This window comes from Mycobacterium sp. TKK-01-0059 (assembly GCF_000709305.1).
Lineage (GTDB): Bacteria > Actinomycetota > Actinomycetes > Mycobacteriales > Mycobacteriaceae > Mycobacterium > Mycobacterium intracellulare.
Window position 1 is genome coordinate 133,851 of the sequence record NZ_KL446994.1, and the last position, 22,781, is coordinate 156,631.

At 70.1% G+C, this 22,781-nt stretch carries 18 protein-coding genes and 2 pseudogenes; 11 read left to right on the top strand and 9 right to left on the bottom strand.

Annotated features, from left to right (window positions below):
• Positions 1–104: 104 nt before the first annotated feature.
• A pseudogene (locus tag K883_RS28395) lies at positions 105–899 on the bottom strand (DUF2275 domain-containing protein); the annotation flags it as partial.
• 61 nt (positions 900–960) lie between these two features.
• Here K883_RS28395 and K883_RS19860 point away from each other — a divergent pair.
• Positions 961–2,613 (top strand): PPE domain-containing protein, encoded by a 1,653-nt coding sequence (locus tag K883_RS19860; RefSeq protein WP_008256352.1) that lies wholly within the window; start codon positions 961–963, stop codon positions 2,611–2,613.
• 118 nt (positions 2,614–2,731) lie between these two features.
• On the opposite strand, the gene K883_RS19865 is transcribed toward K883_RS19860, so the two are convergent.
• The 3 genes from K883_RS19865 to cobG are packed head-to-tail and all read right to left on the bottom strand — an operon-like array spanning position 2,732 to position 5,968.
• Positions 2,732–4,225 carry a precorrin-2 C(20)-methyltransferase gene (locus tag K883_RS19865; RefSeq protein ID WP_008256354.1) on the bottom strand — a complete coding sequence of 498 codons (1,494 nt, stop codon included), beginning with the start codon at positions 4,223–4,225 and terminating at the stop codon, positions 2,732–2,734.
• Entirely contained in the window at positions 4,222–4,848 is a 627-nt protein-coding gene (locus K883_RS19870; RefSeq protein ID WP_008256356.1) for a precorrin-8X methylmutase, read from the bottom strand. Before K883_RS19870 ends, K883_RS19865 begins: the two co-directional genes overlap by 4 nt.
• A gap of 19 nt (positions 4,849–4,867) precedes the next feature.
• Positions 4,868–5,968: a precorrin-3B synthase gene (gene cobG, locus K883_RS19875; protein ID WP_008256359.1), complete on the bottom strand. Its 1,101-nt coding sequence runs from the start codon at positions 5,966–5,968 to the stop codon at positions 4,868–4,870.
• 102 nt (positions 5,969–6,070) lie between these two features.
• On the opposite strand from cobG, the gene K883_RS19880 reads away from it, so the two are divergent.
• The 4 genes from K883_RS19880 (at position 6,071) to K883_RS19895 (ending at position 10,096) form a co-directional block, all read left to right on the top strand.
• Complete coding sequence (locus tag K883_RS19880) at positions 6,071–6,898, top strand: ABC transporter permease (RefSeq protein WP_008256361.1); 828 nt, start codon at positions 6,071–6,073, stop codon at positions 6,896–6,898.
• A gap of 11 nt (positions 6,899–6,909) precedes the next feature.
• Positions 6,910–7,665, top strand: a complete 756-nt coding sequence (locus tag K883_RS19885; protein WP_008256363.1) for an ABC transporter ATP-binding protein — start codon at positions 6,910–6,912, stop codon at positions 7,663–7,665.
• Between the two features lie 103 nt (positions 7,666–7,768).
• The gene (locus K883_RS19890) at positions 7,769–8,443 is read left to right on the top strand and encodes an alpha/beta hydrolase family protein (protein ID WP_036429219.1); all 675 of its coding nucleotides are present in this window, start codon (positions 7,769–7,771) and stop codon (positions 8,441–8,443) included.
• Positions 8,444–8,581: 138 nt separating this feature from the next.
• Complete coding sequence (locus K883_RS19895; RefSeq protein WP_268818657.1) at positions 8,582–10,096, top strand: molybdopterin-dependent oxidoreductase; 1,515 nt, start codon at positions 8,582–8,584, stop codon at positions 10,094–10,096.
• A 4-nt stretch (positions 10,097–10,100) separates the two neighbouring features.
• Here K883_RS19895 and K883_RS19900 read toward each other — a convergent pair whose 3' ends face one another.
• Positions 10,101–10,301 carry a hypothetical protein gene (locus K883_RS19900; RefSeq protein ID WP_020822433.1) on the bottom strand — a complete coding sequence of 67 codons (201 nt, stop codon included), beginning with the start codon at positions 10,299–10,301 and terminating at the stop codon, positions 10,101–10,103.
• 56 nt (positions 10,302–10,357) lie between these two features.
• Here K883_RS19900 and cobN point away from each other — a divergent pair, with 56 nt between their 5' ends.
• On the top strand, positions 10,358–13,933 hold the full coding sequence (gene cobN / locus K883_RS19905; protein WP_008256369.1) for a cobaltochelatase subunit CobN: 3,576 nt from the start codon (positions 10,358–10,360) through the stop codon (positions 13,931–13,933).
• An 83-nt stretch (positions 13,934–14,016) separates the two neighbouring features.
• On the opposite strand, the gene K883_RS19910 is transcribed toward cobN, so the two are convergent.
• Together K883_RS19910 and K883_RS19915 are read right to left on the bottom strand one after the other, a co-directional pair.
• Positions 14,017–14,820 carry an SDR family NAD(P)-dependent oxidoreductase gene (locus K883_RS19910; RefSeq protein WP_014711545.1) on the bottom strand — a complete coding sequence of 268 codons (804 nt, stop codon included), beginning with the start codon at positions 14,818–14,820 and terminating at the stop codon, positions 14,017–14,019.
• 16 nt (positions 14,821–14,836) lie between these two features.
• Positions 14,837–15,484, bottom strand: coding sequence for a TetR/AcrR family transcriptional regulator (locus K883_RS19915; RefSeq protein ID WP_014711546.1), 648 nt, complete (start codon positions 15,482–15,484; stop codon positions 14,837–14,839).
• Positions 15,485–15,612: 128 nt separating this feature from the next.
• On the opposite strand from K883_RS19915, the gene K883_RS19920 reads away from it, so the two are divergent.
• The gene (locus K883_RS19920) at positions 15,613–15,993 is read left to right on the top strand and encodes a PPOX class F420-dependent oxidoreductase (RefSeq protein WP_014711547.1); all 381 of its coding nucleotides are present in this window, start codon (positions 15,613–15,615) and stop codon (positions 15,991–15,993) included.
• Positions 15,994–15,996: 3 nt separating this feature from the next.
• On the opposite strand, the gene K883_RS19925 is transcribed toward K883_RS19920, so the two are convergent.
• On the bottom strand, positions 15,997–16,704 hold the full coding sequence (locus K883_RS19925; RefSeq protein WP_014711548.1) for a dienelactone hydrolase family protein: 708 nt from the start codon (positions 16,702–16,704) through the stop codon (positions 15,997–15,999).
• A gap of 73 nt (positions 16,705–16,777) precedes the next feature.
• Between K883_RS19925 and K883_RS19930 the strand changes: the two genes are divergently transcribed.
• The 3 genes and pseudogenes from K883_RS19930 (at position 16,778) to lnt (ending at position 21,833) form a co-directional block, all read left to right on the top strand.
• Positions 16,778–17,299 (top strand): FxsA family protein, encoded by a 522-nt coding sequence (locus K883_RS19930; RefSeq protein WP_014711549.1) that lies wholly within the window; start codon positions 16,778–16,780, stop codon positions 17,297–17,299.
• Positions 17,300–17,448: 149 nt separating this feature from the next.
• Positions 17,449–18,981: an amidohydrolase gene (locus K883_RS19935; RefSeq protein WP_085976496.1), complete on the top strand. Its 1,533-nt coding sequence runs from the start codon at positions 17,449–17,451 to the stop codon at positions 18,979–18,981.
• A pseudogene (gene lnt / locus K883_RS19940) lies at positions 18,974–21,833 on the top strand (apolipoprotein N-acyltransferase). The gene K883_RS19935 and the pseudogene lnt overlap by 8 nt, the downstream one beginning before the upstream one ends.
• A gap of 9 nt (positions 21,834–21,842) precedes the next feature.
• Here lnt and K883_RS19950 read toward each other — a convergent pair.
• Positions 21,843–22,178 (bottom strand): RNA polymerase-binding protein RbpA, encoded by a 336-nt coding sequence (locus K883_RS19950; RefSeq protein ID WP_007770897.1) that lies wholly within the window; start codon positions 22,176–22,178, stop codon positions 21,843–21,845.
• 173 nt (positions 22,179–22,351) lie between these two features.
• On the opposite strand from K883_RS19950, the gene K883_RS19955 reads away from it, so the two are divergent.
• Complete coding sequence (locus K883_RS19955) at positions 22,352–22,702, top strand: hypothetical protein (RefSeq protein WP_081490098.1); 351 nt, start codon at positions 22,352–22,354, stop codon at positions 22,700–22,702.
• The last annotated feature ends 79 nt before the right edge of the window (positions 22,703–22,781 follow it).

Consider the following 22,781-nt stretch of genomic DNA (forward strand, 5'->3'; position numbering starts at 1 on the left):
GGTTTTCCGATCCTACGACGGGTCGTCGTAGAGGGCGCGGCGTGGTCGGGGGCGGCGTGGTTGATCGGCCGCAGGTGCCCGCGCCGTCGACCGCTCGACGGGTCGGCCGCCGAGGCGGGATAGTCGGCGTCGACCGAGCCATCGGAGCCGTGCCGCCGGTGCGAGCCCACGCGCTCGCGCGCCACCAACAACGCGAATGCCAGGCCCAACAACAGCGGCATGTGGCTGGCGATCCGGGTGGCCGTGACCTGTCCGTCGAAGGCGTCGACAATCACATAACCAAGCAGCGCAACGGAATACACGCCGGTGATCGCCGCCACCCCCGACGCGGAGGCGGGCCAGACGCCGGCGGCGACCATCGCCAGGCCCAACGCCAACAACCACGCCGTGGACTCGTGCATCAGGTGCTCGCCGGACATCGCGCCGTGCATGTGACCGGACACCATGCCGAAATCGACCCCACTGATCTGGGCCGCGGCAATCGCCACCTGGAACAGGCCCACCGCGATCAAACCCCAGCGCCGGTAGTGCGACCGCAACCAGCGCATCCACCTCGGGTGTCCGGAGGCTTGGTCGTCGATGCTGGCCATGATCTTGTCGACCAGGTCGGGTCCCTCGCCGGGCGCCACCGAGGCGAACCGACGGGTCTGCGCCGCCGCCCCGATAAGCCAGGAACGGCAACTGCGGCACGATTCAAGGTGGGCGTCGACCTGCTGCGCGAGCACCTGGGGTCGCTCGCCATCCAATCGAGCCGACAGCGCTTCACGCGCAACGTCACACCGCATCCCTGCATCGTTGCAGCACGACCGTTCGCGCGCAAAGAAGCCCGGCTTTTTGGCACCCGAACGAAATGGCGGGGAACTAAACGGCCGCCGCAACCGACCTCTGGTCGTACGCATCGCCAGCCCATCCACGAGATTCCGAAGAGGTATTCGTGTTCTTGCCTGAAGGCCCTAGACGATGACCGCCCCGATCTTTGCCGCGTTTCCTCCCGAAGTGCACTCGACCTTGCTCAGCAGCGGCCCCGGCCCCGCCCCGCTGCTGGCCGCGGCGACGGCATGGTCGTCGATGAGCACCGACTACGCGACCGCGGCGGCCGAGCTCAGCGGGTTGCTGGGCGCCGTGCAGGCCGGCGCGTGGGACGGGCCCAGCGCCGACCAGTACGTGGCCGCGCACGTTCCCTACCAGGCCTGGCTGGCGGAGAGCGCGGCCAAGAGCGCGACCGCGGCCAGCCTGCACGAGACCGCGGCCACCGCCTATACCGCCGCGTTGGCCGCCATGCCCACGATGGGCGAACTCACGGCCAACCACGCGGTGCACGGGGCGCTGGTCGCCACGAACTTCTTCGGCATCAACACCATCCCGATCGCCGTCAACGAAGCCGATTACGCGCGCATGTGGGTGCAGGCCGCGACGACGATGACCACCTACCAAGCCGTTAGCGAAGCCGCCCTGGCCGCGGTCCCGCCGACCACTCCCGCGCCGCCGATCGTCGTCCCGGGCGCCGAGGCCGGGACCGCCGGCGCCGCGGCGATGCAAGCGGCCGCCGTGGCGCCGGCGACGGATTCCGGCTCCAACCTCAACAACGCCGACACCTCGAGCGCCCAGCAGCAGGCCACCACCACGACGCAGTACCCGTCCTGGATGGACCAGCTGACCAAGTGGCTGCAGCAGTACACCCAGAATTTCGCGTGGCCGGTGTCCAAGGACCTCAACCCCGGTGGGTGGCCGTTCCCGCCGGTGCCGTGGGTCAACAGTCTCGCCTCGTTCTTCGGGCAGCTGGGACTGTCTCCGGCGCTGTCGACGGCGCTGGGTTGGGCCATCTTCCACACCTTGATGATCTTCTGGCCGTTCATCCAGCTGGCGATCCAGATGGCCGTGGTGCTGGCGCCGGTCGTCGTTGCCGCCATCGGCGCGGCCGCGGCCGGTGGGGCGGCTGCGGCGGTCACCGCGATCAGCGTCGGGATCCCGCTCGCGTCTGCCCCGCCCCTGCCGGCCGTCGCGGCGGCGCCCGCACCGGTGGTTGCTCCGGCGCCGACGATTGCCACCGCGCCCGCCAGTGTCAGCCACGTGTCGGCACCGTCCACCGCCCCCGCGACGGCGGTTGCCGGGTCGGCCGGCGGCGGACCGGTCGGCGGCGGACCCGGGGTGGGCTTCGGTCCGACGGCGACCGACGGAATCGGCGCGGGCCTCTCCAACGCCCTGTATGCGGTGGGGTTGTCGGGACTGTCGGCGCGCGGCAGCGCGAGCAGCCGGTCACGGCGCAAGTCGGAGGAGCCGTCCTCGGACGACCTCGACGCGCCCGCCGGCGCGGCCGCTGCCGCCGCAGCCAAGAAGAAGGCCCGGGCCCGTCGGCGCCGCGGCGGAACCGCCACCGAACGCGCCTACCGCTACGAATTCATGGACCTGGACCAGGATCTGGATCCGGGCGTTGATGCCGAGGATCCGGACGCCGCACGGCCCTCCGAGGACAGTGCGGGGCCGCTCGGATTCGCCGGTGCCGCAGCCAAATCCGACGCGGCCCGGGCCGCCGGATTGGCGACGCTGACCCGGGACGGATTCAGCGACGGTCCCAGCATGCCGATGATGCCGAGCACCTGGGACCGCGACTAGCCCTACGACGATGCAGCCCGCGTAGTGGGGTGCGGAGGAGTAGGGCAATCGGACTGAGCCCTATGACGATGCAGCCCGCGTAGTGGGGTGCGGAGGAGTAGGGCAATCAGACTGAGCCCTATGGCTGATAGCGCCGGGGAGTGAAGACCCGGTCCTCAGTGGAATCGGCTGAGTACCACTGGGTTTGCGATGACCCGACGATCAGCAGGCAGCGCATGTCGATCTCGGCCGGGTTGAGATCGGCCAGCCGGACGACGCGGACGTCTTCGTCGTCGCCCGACACGCTGCGGCCGATCACCACCGGCGTGCCCGGCTCGCGGTGGGCCAGCAAAATGTCGCGCATCGCACCGACCTGCCAGGTCCGCGTCTTCGACGCCGGGTTGTAGATCGCGAGCACCAGGTCGGCGGCCGCGGCGGCCTCAAGCCGCGCGGAGATCACCTCCCACGGCTTGAGCCGATCCGACAGCGAGATCACCGCGTAGTCGTGGCCCAGGGGCGCGCCGACCCGGCTGGCCACCGCCTGGGCCGCGGTCATCGCCGGGATCACCCGGATCTGCACGCCCGGCCATTGTTTGGCCTCTTCCAGCACCGCGGTCGCCATCGCGAAGACACCCGGGTCGCCCGACGACACCACCGCCACGGCCCGGCCCTGCTCGGCCAGCGCGCAGGCCAGCCGCGCGCGCTCGGGCTCGTCGCGATTGTCGCTGGGGTGCCGCTGCTGGCCCTCGTGCACCGGGACGCGATCCAGGTAACCGGCATAGCCGATCAGGTCGGTCGCCGCGGCCAGCTCCCGCCGGCTCTGCGGCGTCATCCAGTCCACGTCGCCGGGGCCCAGGCCCACCACCGCGACGCTGCCCGCCGCCTGCACCTCGGCGGCGCGCCGGTGCAGCCGACGGCCGCCGGGCAGCATGGCCAGCGAGAAGTACGGCACGCTGGTCTCGTCGACCTCCGCGGCGGGCAGGATGCGTTGTCCGGCGCTGCTGGCGCGTTCGACATAAAACGTGTCGTCGAGCTGTCCCGACGCCGAAAGCGCTTCCCGCACAGCGTGATATGAGCGCCCCAACTTGAGGACCACGGCGGCGTCGGCGTCGGCGAGCCGGCGGGTCAGTTCGGCGACCGGCAACGTGCCCGGCAGCACCGACAGCACCTCGTCGCCGGCCACCAGCGGCGTCGCCAGGGCCGCCGAGGCCGCGCTCACCGACGTGACGCCCGGAACGATGACCGCATCGAATCGCTCGGTCAGCCGCGTGTGCAGATGCATGTAGGAGCTGTAGAACAGCGGGTCGCCCTCGGCCAGCAGAGCCACGTTGCGCCCGCCGTCCAGGTGGGCGGCGATGCGTTCGGTGGCCTCGGCGTAGAAGTCCTCGAGCGCGCCGGCATAGCCGCCCGGATGGTCCGTCACCTCGGTCGTCACCGGGTAGACCAGGTGCTCCTCGATCTGGCCGGGCCGCAGATACCGTTCGGCGATGCCGCGCGCGATGCTGCGACCGTGCCGGGCGCTGTGATAGGCGACCACGTCGGCCTCGCCGATCACCCGCGCGGCCTTGACGGTCACCAGTTCCGGGTCGCCAGGTCCCAGCCCGACGCCCCACAGCGTCCCCCGGGCGGTCATTCGGCGTCGCTCGCGATCGCGTTGACGGCGGCAGCGGCCATGGCACTGCCGCCCCGCCGGCCCTGCACCACCAGATACGACATTCCGCGCGGACGGTCGACGAGCTCCTGTTTGGACTGCGCCGACCCGACGAATCCCACCGGCCCACCGAGCACGCCGGCCGGCGGCGCAAGCCCCTCGTCGATCAGCTCGAGCAGCCGGAACAGGGCCGTCGGTGCGTTGCCGATGGCCAGCACGGCGCCGTCGAGCCGCTCGGCCCACAGCTCGACCCCGGCCGCCGAACGGGTGGTCTGCCGGCGCGCGGCCAGCTCGGCCGCCCGCGGGTCGGCCACCAGCGACACGACCTCGTTGCCGGCGGGCAGCCGTGCGGTGGTGATCCCGGCGGCCACCATCGACGAGTCGCACAACACCGGGGCGCCGCCGCGCAGGGCCGCGCCGACGCGCTCGACGACGTCGTCGGTGAACGCGACGTGCTCGGCGACGTCGACCTGGCCACACGTGTGGATCAACCGGACGACGACGCGGGCCACGTCGGCGGGGAATCGGGCCAGGTCGGCCTCGGCGCGGATGGTCGCGAACGACTGGCGATAGATCTCCGCGGCATCGCGGATGTAGTCGAGCACCCGCTCACCCTAAGGCTTGTCAGGTTCGCAGCATCCGGTATCCGTCGCCGGTGGCGACCAGCACCTGACCGGCCGGCGGGCTGCCGCACGCGCGCTCGCAGCCCACGAAGTGCCGGTGCAGCGTGACGTCGGCGTCCAACGCCTCGGCGGCGTCGGCCCGCACGTCGGCGGCCGAGTGCGCACACCCGGGGCTGCCCGTGCAGGCGCTCACGGTCAGCCAGGGGGAGTTCTCGTCGAACACCAGCCCCAACGGGGCCAGCACGCGCAGCGCGGTGTCGGCCACGGATTCCTGCAGATCGCATACCAGCACCGAGCGCCACGGGGTGATCACCAGCGGCGCCTCGATCGCGGCCAGGTACTCCGCGACCCGCGCGGGCAGCACACCCAGTGGCGCCGCGGCCCCCAGCGTCACCCGGCCGTCATCCTGATCGATCCAGCCCACCGGCGCCTTGGTGACGACGGGAAAAGGTGTCCCACCCGGCTCGGCGTCGGGTAGTAGCCGACGGAGGTCAGCCAATTCCTGGACGCGCCAGGCGGTTTCGCGGATCTCGACGAAGCGCGTCGCGAGAGCGACGAGCGTCTCCACCACCTCGCCGGCGGCCAGCCGCACGCCGGTGTCACGTCCGGCGAGCAGCAGCGCGCAACCGTCGGGCGACGCGTGCACGCCGATGTCGGCGCGCAGACCGGACACGTCGGCCCGCCCGTCGTCGAGGCTGAACCAGAACCGGCCGCCCAGGTCCGCGAGGCGTGGCGCCGCGCAGATCGCGGCGTCCAGGTCGCCGACCCAGCCGCGCACGTCGACGTCGCCCCCGGCCCGCCCCGACAGCGGCGACGCGACGATGTTGCGGACGCGCTCATGCGTCGTCGACGGCAACAGGCCTGCGGCCGCCAGCGTCTCGGCCACCGCGGTGACGTCGGTCAGCCCGCGCAACTGCACGTTGCCCCGCGCGGTGAGTTCGAGCGTTCCCGACCCTGACTGCGTGGCGGCGGCGCTCAACGCCGCCAGCTGCGCGGCCGTGAGCATGCCCCCGGGTAACTGCACCCGGGCCAAAGCGCCGTCGGCGGCCTGGTGCACCTGCAGCGCACCCGGGCAAGCGTCGGTGTCACGCGTCCTGGCCACCTGTACACGGTACGGCCACCGGCTGAACACGGCGGCCGACATTGGCTTCAGGCAGACGTAAACCCTTACCCACGGCAACGGTCGCGCCCTACCGTCGGCACGGTGAGCATTGCCACCGCGCTCGACGCTGCCCCGAAACAGCCCGGGAGCGCCCAAACCGGCGCGCCGGGCGGGTTATGGGCGCGCCGCAAATGGGAGATCGTGCGTATCGCTTCCCCGCTGGCGTTGCTGGCCCTGTGGCAGCTGGGCAGCGCGGTCGGTGTCATCCCGCAAGATGTGCTGCCCGCGCCGTCGCTGATCGTCGAGGCCGGAGTCGAGTTGATCCGTGACGGCCAGCTCGCCGCCGCGCTGCAGGTCTCCTCCGTCCGTGTTGTCGAGGGGCTGGTCCTGGGTGGGGTGATCGGGGTCGGCGCGGGCGCGGCGGTCGGACTGTCCCGTTGGCTCGAGGCCACCGTGGACCCGCCCATGCAGATGATCCGCGCGCTGCCGCACCTGGGCCTGATCCCCCTGTTCATCCTGTGGTTCGGGATCGGCGAGCTGCCCAAGATCCTGCTGGTGGCGCTGGGGGTGGTCTTCCCGCTCTACCTGAACACCTTCTCGGCGATCCGCCAGGTCGATCCCAAAATGGTGGAAACCGCTCAGGTGCTGGGCTTTTCGTTCGCGCAGCGGTTCACCCGCATCCTCGTGCCCAGCGCGGCGCCGCAGGTGCTCGTCGGCTTTCGGCAGTCGCTGGCGATCGCGTGGCTGACCTTGATCGTCGCCGAGCAGATCAACGCCGACAAGGGAATTGGCTTCCTGATCAACAACGCCCGAGATTTTCTGCGGATCGACATCATCATCTTCGGACTGACCATCTATGCGCTGCTGGGCATCGTCACCGACGCGATCGTCCGCCTCATCGAGCGCCGCGCCCTACGCTACCGACACTGAAAGGTTCACGGTTGACAGTCATCGCAGAATCCGACGCCCACCCGCGGGTGCGGACCGAGGTCGCGGGGGAGCTGCGCCACGTCGACAAGTGGTACGGGAATCGCCATGTCCTCAAAGACGTTTCGGTGCGGGTGCGCGGCGGCGAGATCGTCGCGCTGGTCGGGCGCAGCGGGTCCGGCAAGTCGACGGTGCTGCGGGTGCTGGCCGGGCTCTCGCGTGACCACAGCGGCGAGCGCGTGGTGGCCGGCGCCCCGGCCCTGGCCTTCCAGGAGCCGCGGCTCTTTCCGTGGCGCGACGTGCGCACCAACGTCGGCTACGGCCTCACCCGCAGCCGCCTCCCGCGGCCGCAGGTGCGACAGCGCGCCGAGCGTGCGCTGGCCGACGTCGGGCTAACCGACCGCGCCGGGTCCTGGCCGTTGACCCTGTCCGGCGGGCAGGCGCAACGGGTTTCGCTCGCGCGGGCGTTGGTCGCCGAGCCGCGGCTGCTGCTGCTCGACGAGCCGTTCGGGGCGCTGGACGCGTTGACCCGGTTGACGATGCACGCCTTGTTGCTGGATCTGTGGCGCCGGCACGGGTTCGGGGTGTTGCTGATCACTCATGACGTCGACGAGGCGGTGGCGTTGGCCGACCGCGTGCTGGTGCTCGAGGACGGGCGCATCATTCACACGCTGACGATCGGCGAGCCGCGGCGCACACCCGGTCATCCCGGCGCCCATACCGAGCGGCATCGCGCCGAGTTGCTGGATCGACTAGGTGTGCAATCGTGAACCGAGAACAGGCCGATCCTTGCGACGTCGAATCGAACTCCACCGCAACGGCATCGCCCGGCTCGCCGTTTGGGATCACGGCCCCAGGGGCACACTCGTGGCCGTGGACACGGTGGAATACGCCCCCGGACGCTTAGCCGACGTCTTCGGCGACTCCCGACGTCCCACCGTCCTGCTGTGGCACGGCATGCAGACCGATGCCCGCGCGGCGTTCGGACCCCTGGCCGGTATGCTCAGCGACCGCGGCGCGGCCGTGGTGGCGCCGGACTGGAATTCCCATGCCGACGACGGCGGCCGGGCGGATCTGTTGGGATCGCTCGATTTCACCCGCGACTTCGCGGGCCCCGGCAACGGCATCGTGCTCGTCGGGTGGTCCATGGGCGGTTGCGCCGCGGCGGGTCTGACGCTCAACGCGGCGCGGTTCGACGCCACCCTCGTCCACACCGTGTGTCTGGCCGGCGCGTTCATGGTGCCCGATCCGCTCTCCGGTCAGGCGCCGGCCGACGCGCTATCGGATGGCCGCGCCGGCACGCCGTTCACGCTGCTGCACGGGCTGGCCGACGACGCCGTCCCGGTGAGTGCCAGCCGGGAGTTCGCCACCGCCCTGGGCCGCGCCGGCTGGCCGGTCGAGTTGGTGGAGCTCGACGCCGACCATGGTTCGATCGCCGGCGCCGACTACGACCCGGTGGCGGATCGCTACGAGCCCGGCATGAGCGAGGAGGCGCTGCGCGTCGCCGGGGAGGTCGCCACGCGGATTGCGGCCCTGATCGGTCACTGACCGACGCGAATCACCCGTCCGCGAGGCTCAGACGCCACCTCGCTCGACGCCACCAGCGCTGTGCCGCAAGAGTTTTCCGGGAGGGGAGGAAGCGCGAGTAAAGTGACGTCGGTGGCCGCGGCTTCGTCGAATGACCGGATGATCGCCGGGGTCGCCGCTGCCTCCGTCGCGCTCGGTGTCACCCAACTGGCCAGCATCCCGTTCGGTGCGCGGGCCGAACCCCGCGCCGCCGTGGGTTCTGCGGTCGTCGACCTGACACCGGGGCCCGTCAAAGAGTGGGCCATCCAAACGCTTGGCCCGCTGGACAAACCGTTCCTGGCCGTCGTCGTGCTCGTGGTGATCGCGACGATCGCGGCGATCGCCGGGACCCTCGAGACGCGGCGCCGCCCGTTCGGCAGCGTGGTGATCGCCGCGGCGGGCGTCCTCGGCTGCATCGCCGTGCTGTCGCGACCAGGCGGGACGGCGCCCGATACGCTCCCCACCATCGTCGGTGCCGCGTGTGGCGTAGGGGTGCTGCGGGTGCTCACCCGGCGGTTCTCGCCTGAGCCGGACGACGACGCAGACGACCAGGAGGTGGCACATCCAAGCCGGCGCAGGCTGGTCATGTACGGGTTGCTCGGACTGGGCGTCGTCAGTGGGGTAGTGGGGGCGTTCGGTACCCGGCTGGCGCATTCGGTGGAAGCCGACCGTAAGACGTTCGCCCTACCCCGGCCACGATCCCCGGCGCGTCCGATACCGGCCGAAGTGCAGCCGAAAGGCGTTGCGTTGCCGAGCTTTATCACTTCAAGTGCTGACTTCTACCGGGTCGACACCGCGCTGAGCGTTCCCCAGCTCAGCCGCGGCGACTGGCGCCTGCGGATCCATGGGATGGTGGACCGCGAGATCACCTTGAGCTTCGACGACCTCGCCCGCTTCGACATCGTCGAGACGGTGACCACGTTGACATGTGTATCCAACCCCGTTGGTGGAGATCTCATTTCAACGGGCATCTGGACCGGCTACCGGCTGGCGGAGCTGCTGGCCGCGGCCGGTGTACACCGCGATGCCGACATGGTGCTCTCAACGTCGATCGAGGGATTCACCGTCGGCACCCCTGTGCAGGCGGTCACGGACGGCCGCGACGCGTTGCTGGCGGTCGGCCTCAACGGTCAACCGCTGCCGGCCGAGCACGGCTACCCGGCCCGCATGGTGGTGCCGGGACTCTATGGCTACGTCTCGGCCACCAAGTGGGTGGTGGATTTGGAGCTGACCCGGTTCGATCGGGCCAAGGCCTACTGGACGCGGCAGGGCTGGGCGGCGCAAGCGCCCATCAAGACGGAGTCGCGGATCGACGTGCCCAGGGGTGGCCAGACGGTGCCGGTGGGGCCGGTGGTGTTCGGCGGCGTTGCGTGGGCACAAAATCGTGGCGTGCGGGCGGTCGAAGTCCGCATCGGCGACGGCGGCTGGCAACCGGCCGAACTGGGCGCGAGTTATTCCAATGAGACATGGCGATTGTGGCGCTTCCCGTGGCAGGCGAAAAGCCCCGGGCGGGAAACCATCACCGTGCGAGCCATCGACAACACCGGTGCCGTCCAGACCGAAGAGCGCGCCAATCCCGTCCCCGACGGCGCCACCGGCTGGCACACGGTGAACTTCGCCGTCGTGCCGGCGTAGCAGCCTATTTCGACGAGAGCTTCCGCCAACTGATCACCGCGATCGCTATGCCGACGAGCGCTGTGATCGGCCCGATGACGGACCAGGTGGTGGTGTTGCTCATCGGGCTGCCGCCAAGCACCCCGAACCCTTGCAGTGCCCAGATCACCCCGAACAACGCGATGATCAGCCCAACCGCGAAAGTGACGACGAATCCTCTGCTCATAGAGGGACCCTACGTGCCGATTCGGCGGTCCGAAGCCGCTGCGGTACGAATGACGGGTGGCTGAACCGACCATCCTGCTGCTGTCGACATCCGACACGGACCTGATCAGCGCCCGTTCCAGCGGGAAAAACTACCGGTGGGCCAACCCCTCGCGGCTCTCAGAGGACGAACTGCCCGACCTGCTGGCCGGCGTCGCCATCGTGGTGGTCCGGATCCTGGGCGGCTACCGGGCCTGGCAGGGCGGGATCGACACGGTGATCGCCAGCGGCGTGCCCACGGTGCTGGTCAGCGGCGAGCAGGCCGCCGACGCCGAGCTGACCGGCTTGTCCACGCTGGCGGCCGGCATCGCGGTCCAGGCGCACATCTACCTGGCCCACGGCGGCGTGGACAACCTGCGGCAGCTGCACGCCTTCCTCTCCGACACCGTGCTGATGACCGGGTTCGGGTTCACCCCGCCGGTCGTGACGCCGACGTGGGGCGAGCTGGCGCGGCCGAATGCCAAGGATGTCGATGGGCCGACGATCGCCGTGCTGTACTACCGCGCTCAGCATCTGGCCGGCAACACCGGTTACGTCGAATCGCTGTGTGGGGCCATCGAGGACGCCGGTGCACAGCCGCTGCCCGTCTACTGCGCATCGCTGCGCACCGCCCAACCCGAACTGCTGCAACGGCTCAGCGCCGCCGACGCGATGGTCGTGACCGTCCTGGCCGCCGGGGGACTCAAACCGGCCACCGCGTCCGCGGGCCGCGATGACGACAGCTGGAACGTTGAACACCTTGCCGCGCTGGATATTCCGATCCTGCAGGGGCTGTGCCTGACCAGCCCGCGCGCCCAGTGGTGCGAAAACGACGACGGCCTGAGCCCGCTCGACGTGGCCAGTCAGGTGGCCGTGCCCGAGTTCGACGGCCGCATCATCACGGTCCCGTTCTCCTTCAAAGAGATCGACGAGGACGGCCTGATCTCCTATGTCGCGGACGCGGAACGCTGCGCCCGGGTCGCCGGGCTGGCGGTGCGGCACGCGCGGCTGCGCCACGTCGCGCCGCCCGACAAACGGGTCGCCCTGGTGTTTTCGGCCTATCCCACCAAGCACGCCCGTATCGGCAACGCGGTGGGGCTGGACACGCCCGCGAGCGCCGTCGCGCTGCTGCGGGCGCTGCGCGATCGCGGGTACCACGTCGGTGACCTGCCCGGCGTCGAGGCGAACGACGGCGACGCCTTGATTCACGCGCTGATCGAACGCGGCGGCCAAGACCCCGACTGGCTCACCGAAGGCCAATTGGCCGGCAACCCGATCCGCGTGTCCGCCAAGGACTACCGCGCCTGGTTCGCGACCCTGCCCGCCGAATTCACCGACGCCGTCGTCCAGCATTGGGGACCGCCACCGGGGGAGCTGTTCGTCGACCGCAGTAACGACCCCGACGGTGAAATCGTGATCGCGGCAATCCAATCGGACAACGTGGTGCTGATGGTGCAGCCGCCCCGCGGCTTCGGCGAGAACCCGGTGGCCATCTACCACGATCCCGACCTGCCGCCCAGCCACCACTACCTGGCCGCCTACCGCTGGCTGGACACCGGGTTCGGGGCGCACGCCGTGGTGCATCTAGGCAAACACGGCAACCTGGAATGGCTGCCGGGAAAAACCCTGGGCATGTCGGCGGGCTGCGCGCCCGATGCCGCGCTGGGCAACCTGCCGCTGATCTACCCCTTCCTGGTCAATGACCCCGGCGAGGGCACCCAGGCCAAGCGGCGCGCGCACGCGGTGCTCGTCGACCACCTCATCCCGCCGATGGCGCGCGCCGAAACCTACGGCGACATCGCCCGTTTGGAACAGCTGCTTGACGAGCACGCCAACGTCGCCGCGCTGGATCCCGGCAAGCTGCCCGCGATCCGCCAGCAGATCTGGACCCTCATCCGGGCCGCGAAGATGGACCACGATCTCGGGCTCACCGAACGTCCCGCCGAGGACTCGTTCGACGACATGCTGTTGCACGTCGACGGCTGGCTGTGCGAGATCAAGGATGTCCAGATCCGCGACGGCCTGCACATCCTGGGCCAAAAGCCCACGGGGGAGCCCGAACTGGACCTCGTGCTGGCGATCCTGCGTGCCCGCCAGCTCTTCGGCGGCGAGCACGCCATTCCCGGCCTGCGCCAGGCGTTGGGTCTGGCCGAGGACGGCACCGACGAACGAACCAGCGTGGACGCGACCGAGACGGTGGCGCGGGAGTTGGTCGCGGCGCTGCAGGCCTCCGGCTGGGATCCCGATGCGGCCGAACGGCTCAGCGACAACCCGGACGTGGCGCGAGTGCTCCGGTTCGCCGCCACCGAAGTGGTGCCCCGGCTGGCCGGCAGCTCCGCCGAAATCGAGCAGGTGCTGCGCGCCCTGGACGGACGATTCATCCCGGCCGGCCCCTCGGGCTCCCCGCTGCGCGGCCTGGTCAACGTGCTGCCCACCGGGCGCAACTTTTACTCCGTCGACCCCAAGGCCGTGCCCTCCCGGCTGGCCTGGGAAGCCGGTGTGGCGCTGGCGGATTCGCTGCTCGCCCGCTACCGCGACGACCACGGTCGGTGGCCGCGATCGGTGGGACTGTCGGTCTGGGGGACCTCGGCGATGCGCACCGCCGGCGACGACATCGCCGAAGTGCTCGCGCTGCTGGGCGTTCGGCCTGTGTGGGATGACGCGTCGCGCCGTGTCGTCGACCTCGCCCCGATTCCCCTGAGCGAGCTCGGGCGCCCCCGCATCGACGTGACGGTCCGGATCTCCGGCTTCTTCCGGGACGCCTTCCCGCACGTGGTGACGATGCTCGACGACGCGGTGCGGCTCGTCGCCGGGCTCGACGAACCGGCCGACGACAACTTCGTGCGGGCCCACGCTGAGGCCGATCTGGCTCAGCACGGCGATCAACGCCGCTCGACCACAAGGATTTTCGGATCGAAGCCGGGCACCTACGGCGCCGGACTGCTGCAGCTCATCGACAGCCGCAACTGGCGTGATGACGCCGACCTCGCCGCGGTCTACACCGCGTGGGGCGGGTTCGCCTACGGACGCGACCTGGACGGCCGCGAGGCAGTCGACGACATGAACCGGCAGTATCGGCGTATCGCGGTGGCCGCCAAGAACACCGACACCCGGGAACATGACATCGCCGACTCCGACGATTACTTCCAGTACCACGGCGGCATGGTGGCGACCGTGCGGGCGCTGACCGGCCAAGCGCCCGCGGCCTACATCGGCGACAACACCCGCCCCGATGCGATCCGCACCCGCACCCTGTCGGAGGAGACCACGCGCGTGTTCCGGGCCCGGGTGATCAATCCGCGCTGGATGGCGGCGATGCGCCGGCATGGTTACAAGGGCGCGTTCGAGATGGCGGCGACCGTGGACTACCTGTTCGGCTACGACGCGACGGCTCAGGTGATGGCCGACTGGATGTACGAACAGCTCACGGAGCGTTACGTTTTGGACCCGGAGAACCGGAAGTTCATGGCCGAGTCGAATCCCTGGGCGCTGCACGGCATGGCCGAACGGCTGCTGGAGGCGGCCGGGCGCGGCATGTGGGCGCAGCCGCAACCGGAGACCCTCGACGGGCTGCGCCGGGCGCTGTTGGAAACCGAGGGCGACCTGGAGGGCTAGTTCTTCCGGCGAGCAGACACAAAAGCACCTATTTCCACGGCGTGTCGGGTGCTTTTGCGTCTGTTCGCGAGGCGCACTCGACCTCAGATGAAGTCCGAGCCGCCGTCCACGTTGACCGTCGCGCCGGTGACGTAGCCATTTCGCCGCGATGCCAGGTAGGCGGTGATGGAGGCGACCTCTTCGGGGAGGCCCGCACGGCCGAGGTCGCAGGGCTGGTGAAAGTTGTTGTCGATCCAGGTCATGACGTCGACCGGATCGGTGGCGTCGAGGCCATCGGCGGCCAGGATGTCCTTGAGGTTTTCGGTGAAGCTGGCGGTCACGATGGTCCCGGGACACACACAGTTGACCAGAATGCCGTCCTTGGCAAGGCTTTTCGACAGATTCTTGGTGACACTAGCCAACGCCGCCTTCGATGCCGTGTAGGCGACGATCCGCGGGTTCTGGCGCTGAATCGAGTGCGCCGAGAACGTCACCACGCGGGCCCAGTCCGCGGAGCGCAGCAGCGGCAAGGAAGCGCGGATCGATCGCACAGCCGACATCGTGCCGAGGCTGAACGCCTCGTCCCACTGGGTGTCGTCCATCTGCTCGAAATAGCCGTCGCCCGGCCCGATCGTGTGGATCAGGCTGTTGAGCTGCCCCCAACGGTCGGCGACGGCGGCGAAACCCGCGGCGATGGATGCGGCATCGGCCATATCCACGCTGATCCCCACGGCATCCGGAGCGCCGGCCTCGCGCAGCGACGCCACGGCCGCATCGAGCGCACCCTGGCCCCTGGCCATCACCGCCACCCTGGCCCCTTCGGCCGCAAGGGTTTCGGCGATCGCCAAACCCATACCCTTGCTGCCACCCGTGACCACGGCGGTCGATCCCGCAAAACCCAAGTCCATCGCTAGTCCCTTTCCCTCACGTCGAACACACTTTGTCGATCGCCTCAGCCGCTACACCGAGACCGCGCAGGCAGAAGCATTGGATGCGCCGCCGCAGTTGCTCGCGGCCACCGGCGCCCTTCGCCCAGTGCTGGTCGATTCCCGCCCACACCACCCCATGGATGAACTCGGCGTCGGCCACCGGATCGACCCCGTGGAAGACACCGTCGTGTAGGCCGCGCCGGATCGCCTCGCGCAGCGGTGTGAGCATCTCCGCATAGGCCGGCTGAACCACACCGCGGGCCGCGACGGTCTGCGATTGAGCTTCTAACGACAAGCGCCGCAGATCGTTTGCGAGCCGCTCGTCGAATGCCAGGTCGAGTCGTGCGTCGATCCACGCCGCGACGGCCTCGATTTCTGTTGCAGCGCTGCCCATTCGGCGCTTGAGGCGCCGCTTTTCGGCGCGCGCACCCTCCAGGAAGACCGCGGCGACCAGGTCGTCCTTCGACCCGAAATGCCGATAGAACGCTCGTGTGCTCAACCCGGCCCGTTGCAGGACGGCGGCGACGCTTAGTCCGTCGACCCCATGCTCGCGCACCGTTGTCGTCGCCGCGGCCAGGATCTGGCGGCGGACCGTCGGATCTGGGCCCAGCTTCTCGCGTTGCCGCGTGCGGGGAGCGCTCACGATTGCGTGCTCTTCTCGGGACCGTGGCCCTTAAATGAAAACGCTGTTTTCGTTTAAGGCCTTATGACTATCGCAGCGCAGCGGCAAGGATGTCAACGTCGAATCGCCACGAGCGGTAGGTTGGCACCGTGACACCGACGTTCGCCGACCTCGCCAAGGCGCAATACATCCTGTTGACCACGTTCACCAAGGATGGCAGGCCCAAGCCGACACCGATCTGGGCCGCCTTGGACAGAGACCGGCTCCTGGTCATCACCCAGGAAAAGTCGTGGAAGGTCAAGCGGATCCGCAACACCCCGCGCGTCACGCTGGCCACCTGCACGATGAACGGCCGCCCCACCAGTGAGGCCGTCGAGGGGAGCGCCGTCATCCTCGACAAGTCGCACACCGCCGCGGTCTACGACGCGATCGGCAAGCGCTACGGCATCGTGGGCAAGGTGTTCAACTTCTTCAGCAAGTTGCGCGGCGGCATGGAGAACAATGTGGGGCTCGAGCTGAAAGTGGCGTGAACGCTAGGCCGTTGCCCCGGCCGCCAGGTGTTCGCCGAAGAACGCGAAAACGCGGCGCCAGGCGTCCTCTGTGGCGTCCTCGTTGTAGCCGAAGCCGGTGATGCGAAGCAGACCCTGGGCGGGAAGTTCGTTGGCGAAGCTGTGCCCGGCGCCGGGGTAGACCTTCACATCGGCGGTGATGTTCTTGTCGGCGATCGTCTTGCGCAGCTTCTCGGGTGCGCCCCGTCCCAGCGGGTCACGGCCGCCCAAGCTGGCCACGATCGGGCACGCCCCATCGAGCGTCTTGTCGAGGTTGCGGGGCAGGGGAGTGCTGTAGAAGGGCGCGGCGGCACCAAAACCCTTGGGCGACATCACAAGTGCGAACTGTCCGCCCATGCAGAAACCGGCGATGCCCACCTGACCGGAACATTCCGGCAGGGCTTTCAGGTGATCGCGCGCGGCCAGGATGTCGGTGAGGGCCCGGCCGCGCTGCGTCTGCAATTCCTTCATGACCCGCGAGATGCAACGGATCCGGCCACCGCGGGCATACATGTTCGGGGTGAGCGCCAGATATCCCGCCCGGGCGATGCGGTCGTTGGCCGACTGCTTGTCCCGGCCGTAGCCGAACGCATCGTGGATCACCACCACGCCCGGCCACGGGCCCTGTCCCGATGGCGTGCTCAGTAACGCATCGATCGGTCCGTCGGGGGTATCGATCTGAATCGTCGTCATATCGTCATCTAACTGCAATCGCGAGGGAGAGCACCACGGGAACTCGGGCGCGGTCCGCGGACGTTGGCCTGACATGGTGTCGCGGCTGTTGCTCGTCTATGCCGTCGTCGAACTGGCGGTGCTCTTCGCGCTGGTGTCGACGATCGGATGGGGTTGGACCCTGCTGATGCTGTTGGCGACGTTCCTGCTCGGGTGGGGCATCGTCGCTCCGATGGCAGGGTCCCACCTCATCCGTCGAATCGGGAGATTGCGCTCCGGGCCGGCCGGCTCACGCGACGCGGCCGGCGACGGCGCGGTGATCAGTTTGGCCGCGCTGCTCGTCCTCATGCCCGGGCTGGTCAGCACGGCGCTGGGCCTGTTGCTGCTCATTCCGCCGGTGCGGTCGGCCGCCGGCCCCGGGCTGGGCGCCATGGCGGTGCGCACGCTGCGGCGCCGGGTGCCCGGAATCAGTTACGCCACCACCTTCCGCGGCGATCCCTATCCGGCCGGTCCTTACCCGGGTGACGCCCACGGCCGCGGCGACTACATCGACGGCGAGGTCATCGACGTCAAGGACGTCGAGCCCGTGCGGACCCCGCGCTTCGACGGGCGCTGAGCCAGGAACGCTCGCCTCGCGCTGACCGTTATCGCCGCGCGACCGGCTGCACGTAGTTTTGGCGTGTGCTCGACAGTCCCGTTGATAGCCCGGTGACCCTGCTCGTCAACGGCCGGGTGCACAGCCCCGCGCACCCCGACGCGACCGCGATGGCGGTCCGCGGCGGCGTCATCGCCTGGCTGGGCAGCGACGAGGTCGGGCGCAACATGTTCCCCGATGCCGACGTCGAAGACGTCGACGGCGGTTTCGTGGCGCCGGGATTCGTCGACAGCCACATCCACCTGACCGCGACCGGCCTGACACTGAGCGGACTGGACCTGCGCCGGGCCGGCTCGCGCGCGCAATGCGTTCAGATGGTCGCCGACTACGCCGCCGCCCACCCCGGCCGACCGGTATGGGGGCACGGGTGGGATGAAACCTCGTGGCCGGACAACACCCCGCCCGGCACCAGCGACCTCGACGCCGTTCTCGGCGACCGACCCGCCTACCTGGCACGCGTGGACGTGCACTCCGCGGCGGCCTCGACGGGCCTGCGACGCCTCGTCGCGGAACTTCCCTCGGCGCCCGGCTTCAGTGAGCAGCGGCCCCTTGCCGGCGACGCGCACCATCTGGTGCGCGCCGCCGCCCGCGACCTGCTGACCCCCGAGCAGCTCGCCGAGGCCCGCGCCGCGGCGCTCGAGGCCGCCGCGGCGGCCGGCATCGTCGCGGTGCATGAGTGCGCCGGTCCCGAGATCGGCGGGATCGACGACTGGTTGCAGCTGCGGGCCCTCGATCACGGTGTCGAGGTGATCGGCTACTGGGGCGAGGCGGTGCGCACCCCGGAGCAGGCCCGCGAGGTGATGGCCGCGACCGGGGCGCGCGGCCTGGCCGGTGACCTGTTCGTCGACGGCGCGATCGGGTCGCGCACCGCCTGGCTGCACGAGCCCTACGCCGACGCGCCGGACCGCGTGGGCACCTGCTACCTGGACGCCGACGCCGTGGAGGCCCACGTGCGGGCGTGCACCGAGGCCGAGATCACCGCCGGGTTCCACGTCATCGGGGATGCCGCCGTCGCCACCGTGGTGGGCGCCTTCGAGCGGGTCGCCGCGGACCTCGGGCCGGTCGCCGTCGCGCGTTGCGGGCACCGCCTCGAGCACGTCGAGATGATCAACGCCGAGCAGGCCACCAAACTGGGTCACTGGGGCGTCGTCGCCAGCGTGCAGCCCAATTTCGACGCCCTCTGGGGCGGCGCCGACGGCATGTATGCGCGCCGGCTCGGCGCCGAGCGAGGCAGTCGGCTCAACCCGTTTGCGCTGTTAGCATCCCAAGGCGTGCCCCTCGCGCTAGGTTCCGACGCCCCGGTGACGGCTTTCGAACCGTGGATGAGCGTGCGCGCGGCCGTCAACCATCGCACCGCGGGCAGCGCCGTCTCGGCGCGGGCCGCGTTTGCTGCGGCCACCCGCGGTGGCTGGCGCGCGGCGGGTGTCCGCGACGGCAAGGCGGGCACCCTGACGCCGGGTGCGCCGGCGTCGTACGCCATCTGGGATGCCGGGGCGCTGGAGGTGCACGCCCCGCGCGACACCGTGCAGCGGTGGTCGACCGACCCGCGGTCCCGCGTGCCCGCGTTGCCGCGCCTGGGCCCGGACGACGCCCTGCCGCGGTGCCGGCGAACCGTGCATCGGGGCGCTGTCATCCATGGCTAGGCACTGGTCGGGCGGTGAGGAGCCCCCGGACCAAGACGAACCGGACCAAACCGCCGCGGCCGACCCGGTGGACGAGCGGGCCGACCCGATCAGCGACGACGCCGAATCCGAGCGCGACGACGAGCCCGCCGACGCGCACCCGAACCGGCCCCGCAAGCGCGCGCGGCTGACCGACCGACTGGGGACCGCGGCCCGCCGGACGGCGACCGGGCTGGTGACCGCGGTGATCGCGAGGCTGCCCGCCGCCGAGGCCGCACTGTTGCCCCGGCTGAGCCGGCTGATCTGCGCCGTGGTGGGCGGCCTGCTGCTGTGCGCCAGCTTCCCGACTCTGAACTGGTGGTGGGCTGCCGTGATTGCCGCGGCGCTGCTGGCGTGGGTGCTGACCCATCCCGCGACGACGCCGGCGGGCGGGCTGGGCTACGCGTTCCTGTTCGGCCTGGCCTTCTACCTGCCGCTGCTGCCGTGGGTCGGGCTCCTGGTCGGTTCCGTGCCGTGGGTCGCGCTGTCGGCCGTGTCGGCGCTGTTTCCCGCCGCTTTCGGTCTATGCGCCGTCGTCGTGCGCCGGCTGCCCGCCTGGCCCATCTGGTTCGCGCTGCTGTGGGCCGCACAGGAGTGGCTGAAGTCGGTCTTCCCGTTCGGCGGCTTCCCCTGGGGCTCGGTGGCGTTCGGCCAGACGCACGGACCGTTCCTGCCGCTGGTTCAGCTCGGCGGCGTCGCGCTGCTGTCCATGGCCATAATGCTGGTGGGTTTCAGCGCGACCGCCATCGCGCGGGAGATCGTGAAGTGGTGGCGCGCGGGCCACCCGGTGCGGGGCGCGGCCGAGGGAGCGGAAACCGAGCCGCCGCCGCCCGCGGTGGTGCTGCCCGGCGTCTGCATCTGCCTGGTGCTGTTCGCGTCGGCCATGGTCTGGCCGCCGGTGCGGCACGCCGGCACCGGCTCGGGAGGCGAGCCGTCCGTGACCGTCGCCGCGGTGCAAGGCAACGTGCCGCGGCTGGGTTTCGAGTTCAACGAGCAGCGACGGGCGGTGCTGGACAACCACGTCCGCGAGACGCTGGCGCTGGCCGACGACGTGCGCGCCGGGGCCGCGCCGCAACCCCAATTCGTGATCTGGCCGGAGGACTCATCCGACATCGACCCGCTGGTGAACCCGGACGCCGCGCTGGAGATATCGCAGGCCGCGGCAGCGATCGGCGCCCCGATCCTGATCGGCAGCGTGCTCGAAGTCCCCGGACGCCCCCCGCAGGATCCGCACTACACGAACACGATGATCGTGTGGAACCCGGCCACCGGCCCGGCCGAACGCCACGACAAGGAGATCGTGCAGCCGTTCGGCGAGTACCTGCCGATGCCCTGGCTGTTCAAGCATCTGTCCGGGTACGCCGGCCGCGCCGGGAGCATGGTGCCCCGGCCGGGCAGTGACGTCGTGCACATGGCGGGGGTGCCCGTCGGGGTCGCGACGTGCTGGGAAGTGATCTTCGACCGCGTCCCGCGGCACGCGGTCCTGGGCGGCGCCCAGCTGCTGACGGTGCCGGCCAACAACGCCACCTTCAACAAGACGATGAGCGAACAGCAGCTGGCGTTCGCCAAGGTCAGGGCAGTCGAACACGACCGATACGTGGTAGTCGCGGGCACGACGGGGATCAGCGCCGTGATCGCCCCCGACGGCGGCGAGTTGGCGCGTACCGACTTCTTCCAGCCCGCCTACCTGGACATGCCGGTGCGCCTCAAGACCAAGTTGACGCCGGCAACCCGCTGGGCGCCGCTGTTGCAGTGGGTCATGGTGGCAGCGGCCGGGGCGGTCATTTTGGCCGGGATACGGCACAATGGATGGTTCCCGCGTCCGAGTCGTCTCAGGACCAGGTCCTCGGGTCGATCGGCACGTCCTTCCAAAACGGCCGGTACGACCCCGGGCACATCCCCGCCCGACGAGCACGACTCAGACACCGCGCCCGACGAGGGCGGGGATCGCACGCCGGCAGACAACGGCGGGTGACGACACTCCGTCCCACCCGGGGACGGCCGACTTGCTTTCAATTCGGGCGACACAGAGGAGCTACATGACCACCGGCCAGCCGGCGCCCCACGCCCCGGGCAATCGTCCCAGCCAGCGCGTCTTGGTGATCATCCCGACCTACAACGAGCTGGAGAACCTGCCGGTGATCCACCGGCGGCTCAAGGACGCGTGCCCGCACGTGCACCTGCTCATCGTGGACGACAGCAGCCCCGACGGCACCGGCCAGCTGGCCGAGGAACTGGCCGCGGCCGACGCCGGTCGTACGCACATCATGCACCGGACCGCCAAGGACGGCCTGGGCGCGGCGTACCTGGCGGGCTTCGCCTGGGGACTGAGCCGTGACTACTCGGTGCTCGTCGAAATGGATGCCGACGGCAGCCACGCCCCCGAACAGCTGCACCGCCTGCTGGACGCGGTCGACGGCGGCGCCGACCTGGCCATCGGCTCGCGCTACGTCGACGGCGGGACGGTGCGCAACTGGCCCTGGCGGCGGTGGGCGCTGTCCTGGACCGCCAACACCTACGCGCGGCTGGCGCTGGGCATCGGGGTGCACGACATCACCGCCGGCTACCGCGCCTACCGGCGCGAGGTTCTCGAGGCGATCGACCTCGACGGCGTCGACTCCAAGGGCTACTGCTTCCAGATCGACCTGACGTGGCGGACCATCTGCAACGGGTTCACCATCGTCGAGGCGCCCATCACGTTCACCGAACGCGAGCTCGGCGTGTCCAAGATGAGCGGATCCAACATCCGCGAAGCCCTGGTCAAAGTGACCCGATGGGGCATTCAGGGCCGCCGGTCGGGCGCGCGGGCCACCAGGGCGGACAACCGCAGCTAAACCGCGCGGTCAGCCCCGTCGACGGGTCTTGATGATCTCGAGGCGCTCCTTGAGCAGCTCTTCGAGTTCTTCGACCGAGCGGCGCTCCAGCAGCATGTCCCAGTGCGTGCGCGGCGGCTTCACCTTCTTGGGCTCGGGCAGGTCGCCCTCGATCAGGGTGCCTTCCAGCCCGTTGCGGCACAGCCAGGTGCCGGGGATTTCGGCGTCGTCGGCGAAGGGGACCTCGAACTCCTCGCCGTTCTCGGTGCGGTACTTCGCGAGCTGGCGCGGCGCCAGGTCATGGTTGCGGTCGGTCTCGTAGCTCACGGCTCCGAGGCGACTGCCTCTCAGTACGCGATCAGCCATGGGTGCTACTCCTTTAAGTCGTTTCGGAGCCCTGCGGCCCCCTGTGGTGCAATTCTCTCTCGATTAGCAACGCTGTGGCGATCTGCGCAGTTCCCCGGCGTACAGCCGGCGTACGCGACGCGACCATCAATGATACCGGGATCGCAGGAGATCCCCGACTAAAGTCGGCAGGCGTGAGTCGCCGTACCCACCCGCAGCCCTGCCGCTGGTGCGGTCGAGACGTCGCCGACGTGGGGATGGGTCGCCGCCGCCAGTACTGCCGGCAGTCGTGCCGGCAGCGGGCCTACGAGCAACGTGCCTCGTTGAACCGGCACGGCGCGGCGGCGGTGCCCGACGACGCGGTGGTGCTGTCGGCTGACGACGCGGCCGACCTCTCCGACCGCGTCTACCAGGTGCGGTGCGCCGCAGAGGACGTTGCCACCGCCCTCGAGGAAGGCGCCGAGGCCACCGAACTGCGCCGGTTGTGCGACGCGCTGATCCACGCGGCCCGCGCCGCCGACGGCTGGCGCCGAGCGGGTGTATGACACTGCGCCTGACCACCGACTATGGCTAGACGGGTACAGTCTCGCCATGGACCACGGGCCACGTCTGCAGCGGGCTGTG

Coding starts and splice junctions, on each gene's coding strand:
- K883_RS19860 (WP_008256352.1), top strand. CDS start 961: ATGACCGCCCCGATCTTTGCCGCGTTTCCTCCCGAAGTGCACTCGACC.
- K883_RS19865 (WP_008256354.1), bottom strand. CDS start 4,225: ATGACCGCCCGGGGGACGCTGTGGGGCGTCGGGCTGGGACCTGGCGAC.
- K883_RS19895 (WP_268818657.1), top strand. CDS start 8,582: ATGATCGCCGGGGTCGCCGCTGCCTCCGTCGCGCTCGGTGTCACCCAA.
- K883_RS19900 (WP_020822433.1), bottom strand. CDS start 10,301: ATGAGCAGAGGATTCGTCGTCACTTTCGCGGTTGGGCTGATCATCGCG.
- K883_RS19910 (WP_014711545.1), bottom strand. CDS start 14,820: ATGGACTTGGGTTTTGCGGGATCGACCGCCGTGGTCACGGGTGGCAGC.
- K883_RS19925 (WP_014711548.1), bottom strand. CDS start 16,704: ATGACGACGATTCAGATCGATACCCCCGACGGACCGATCGATGCGTTA.
- K883_RS19930 (WP_014711549.1), top strand. CDS start 16,778: ATGGTGTCGCGGCTGTTGCTCGTCTATGCCGTCGTCGAACTGGCGGTG.
- K883_RS19935 (WP_085976496.1), top strand. CDS start 17,449: ATGGCGGTCCGCGGCGGCGTCATCGCCTGGCTGGGCAGCGACGAGGTC.
- K883_RS19950 (WP_007770897.1), bottom strand. CDS start 22,178: ATGGCTGATCGCGTACTGAGAGGCAGTCGCCTCGGAGCCGTGAGCTAC.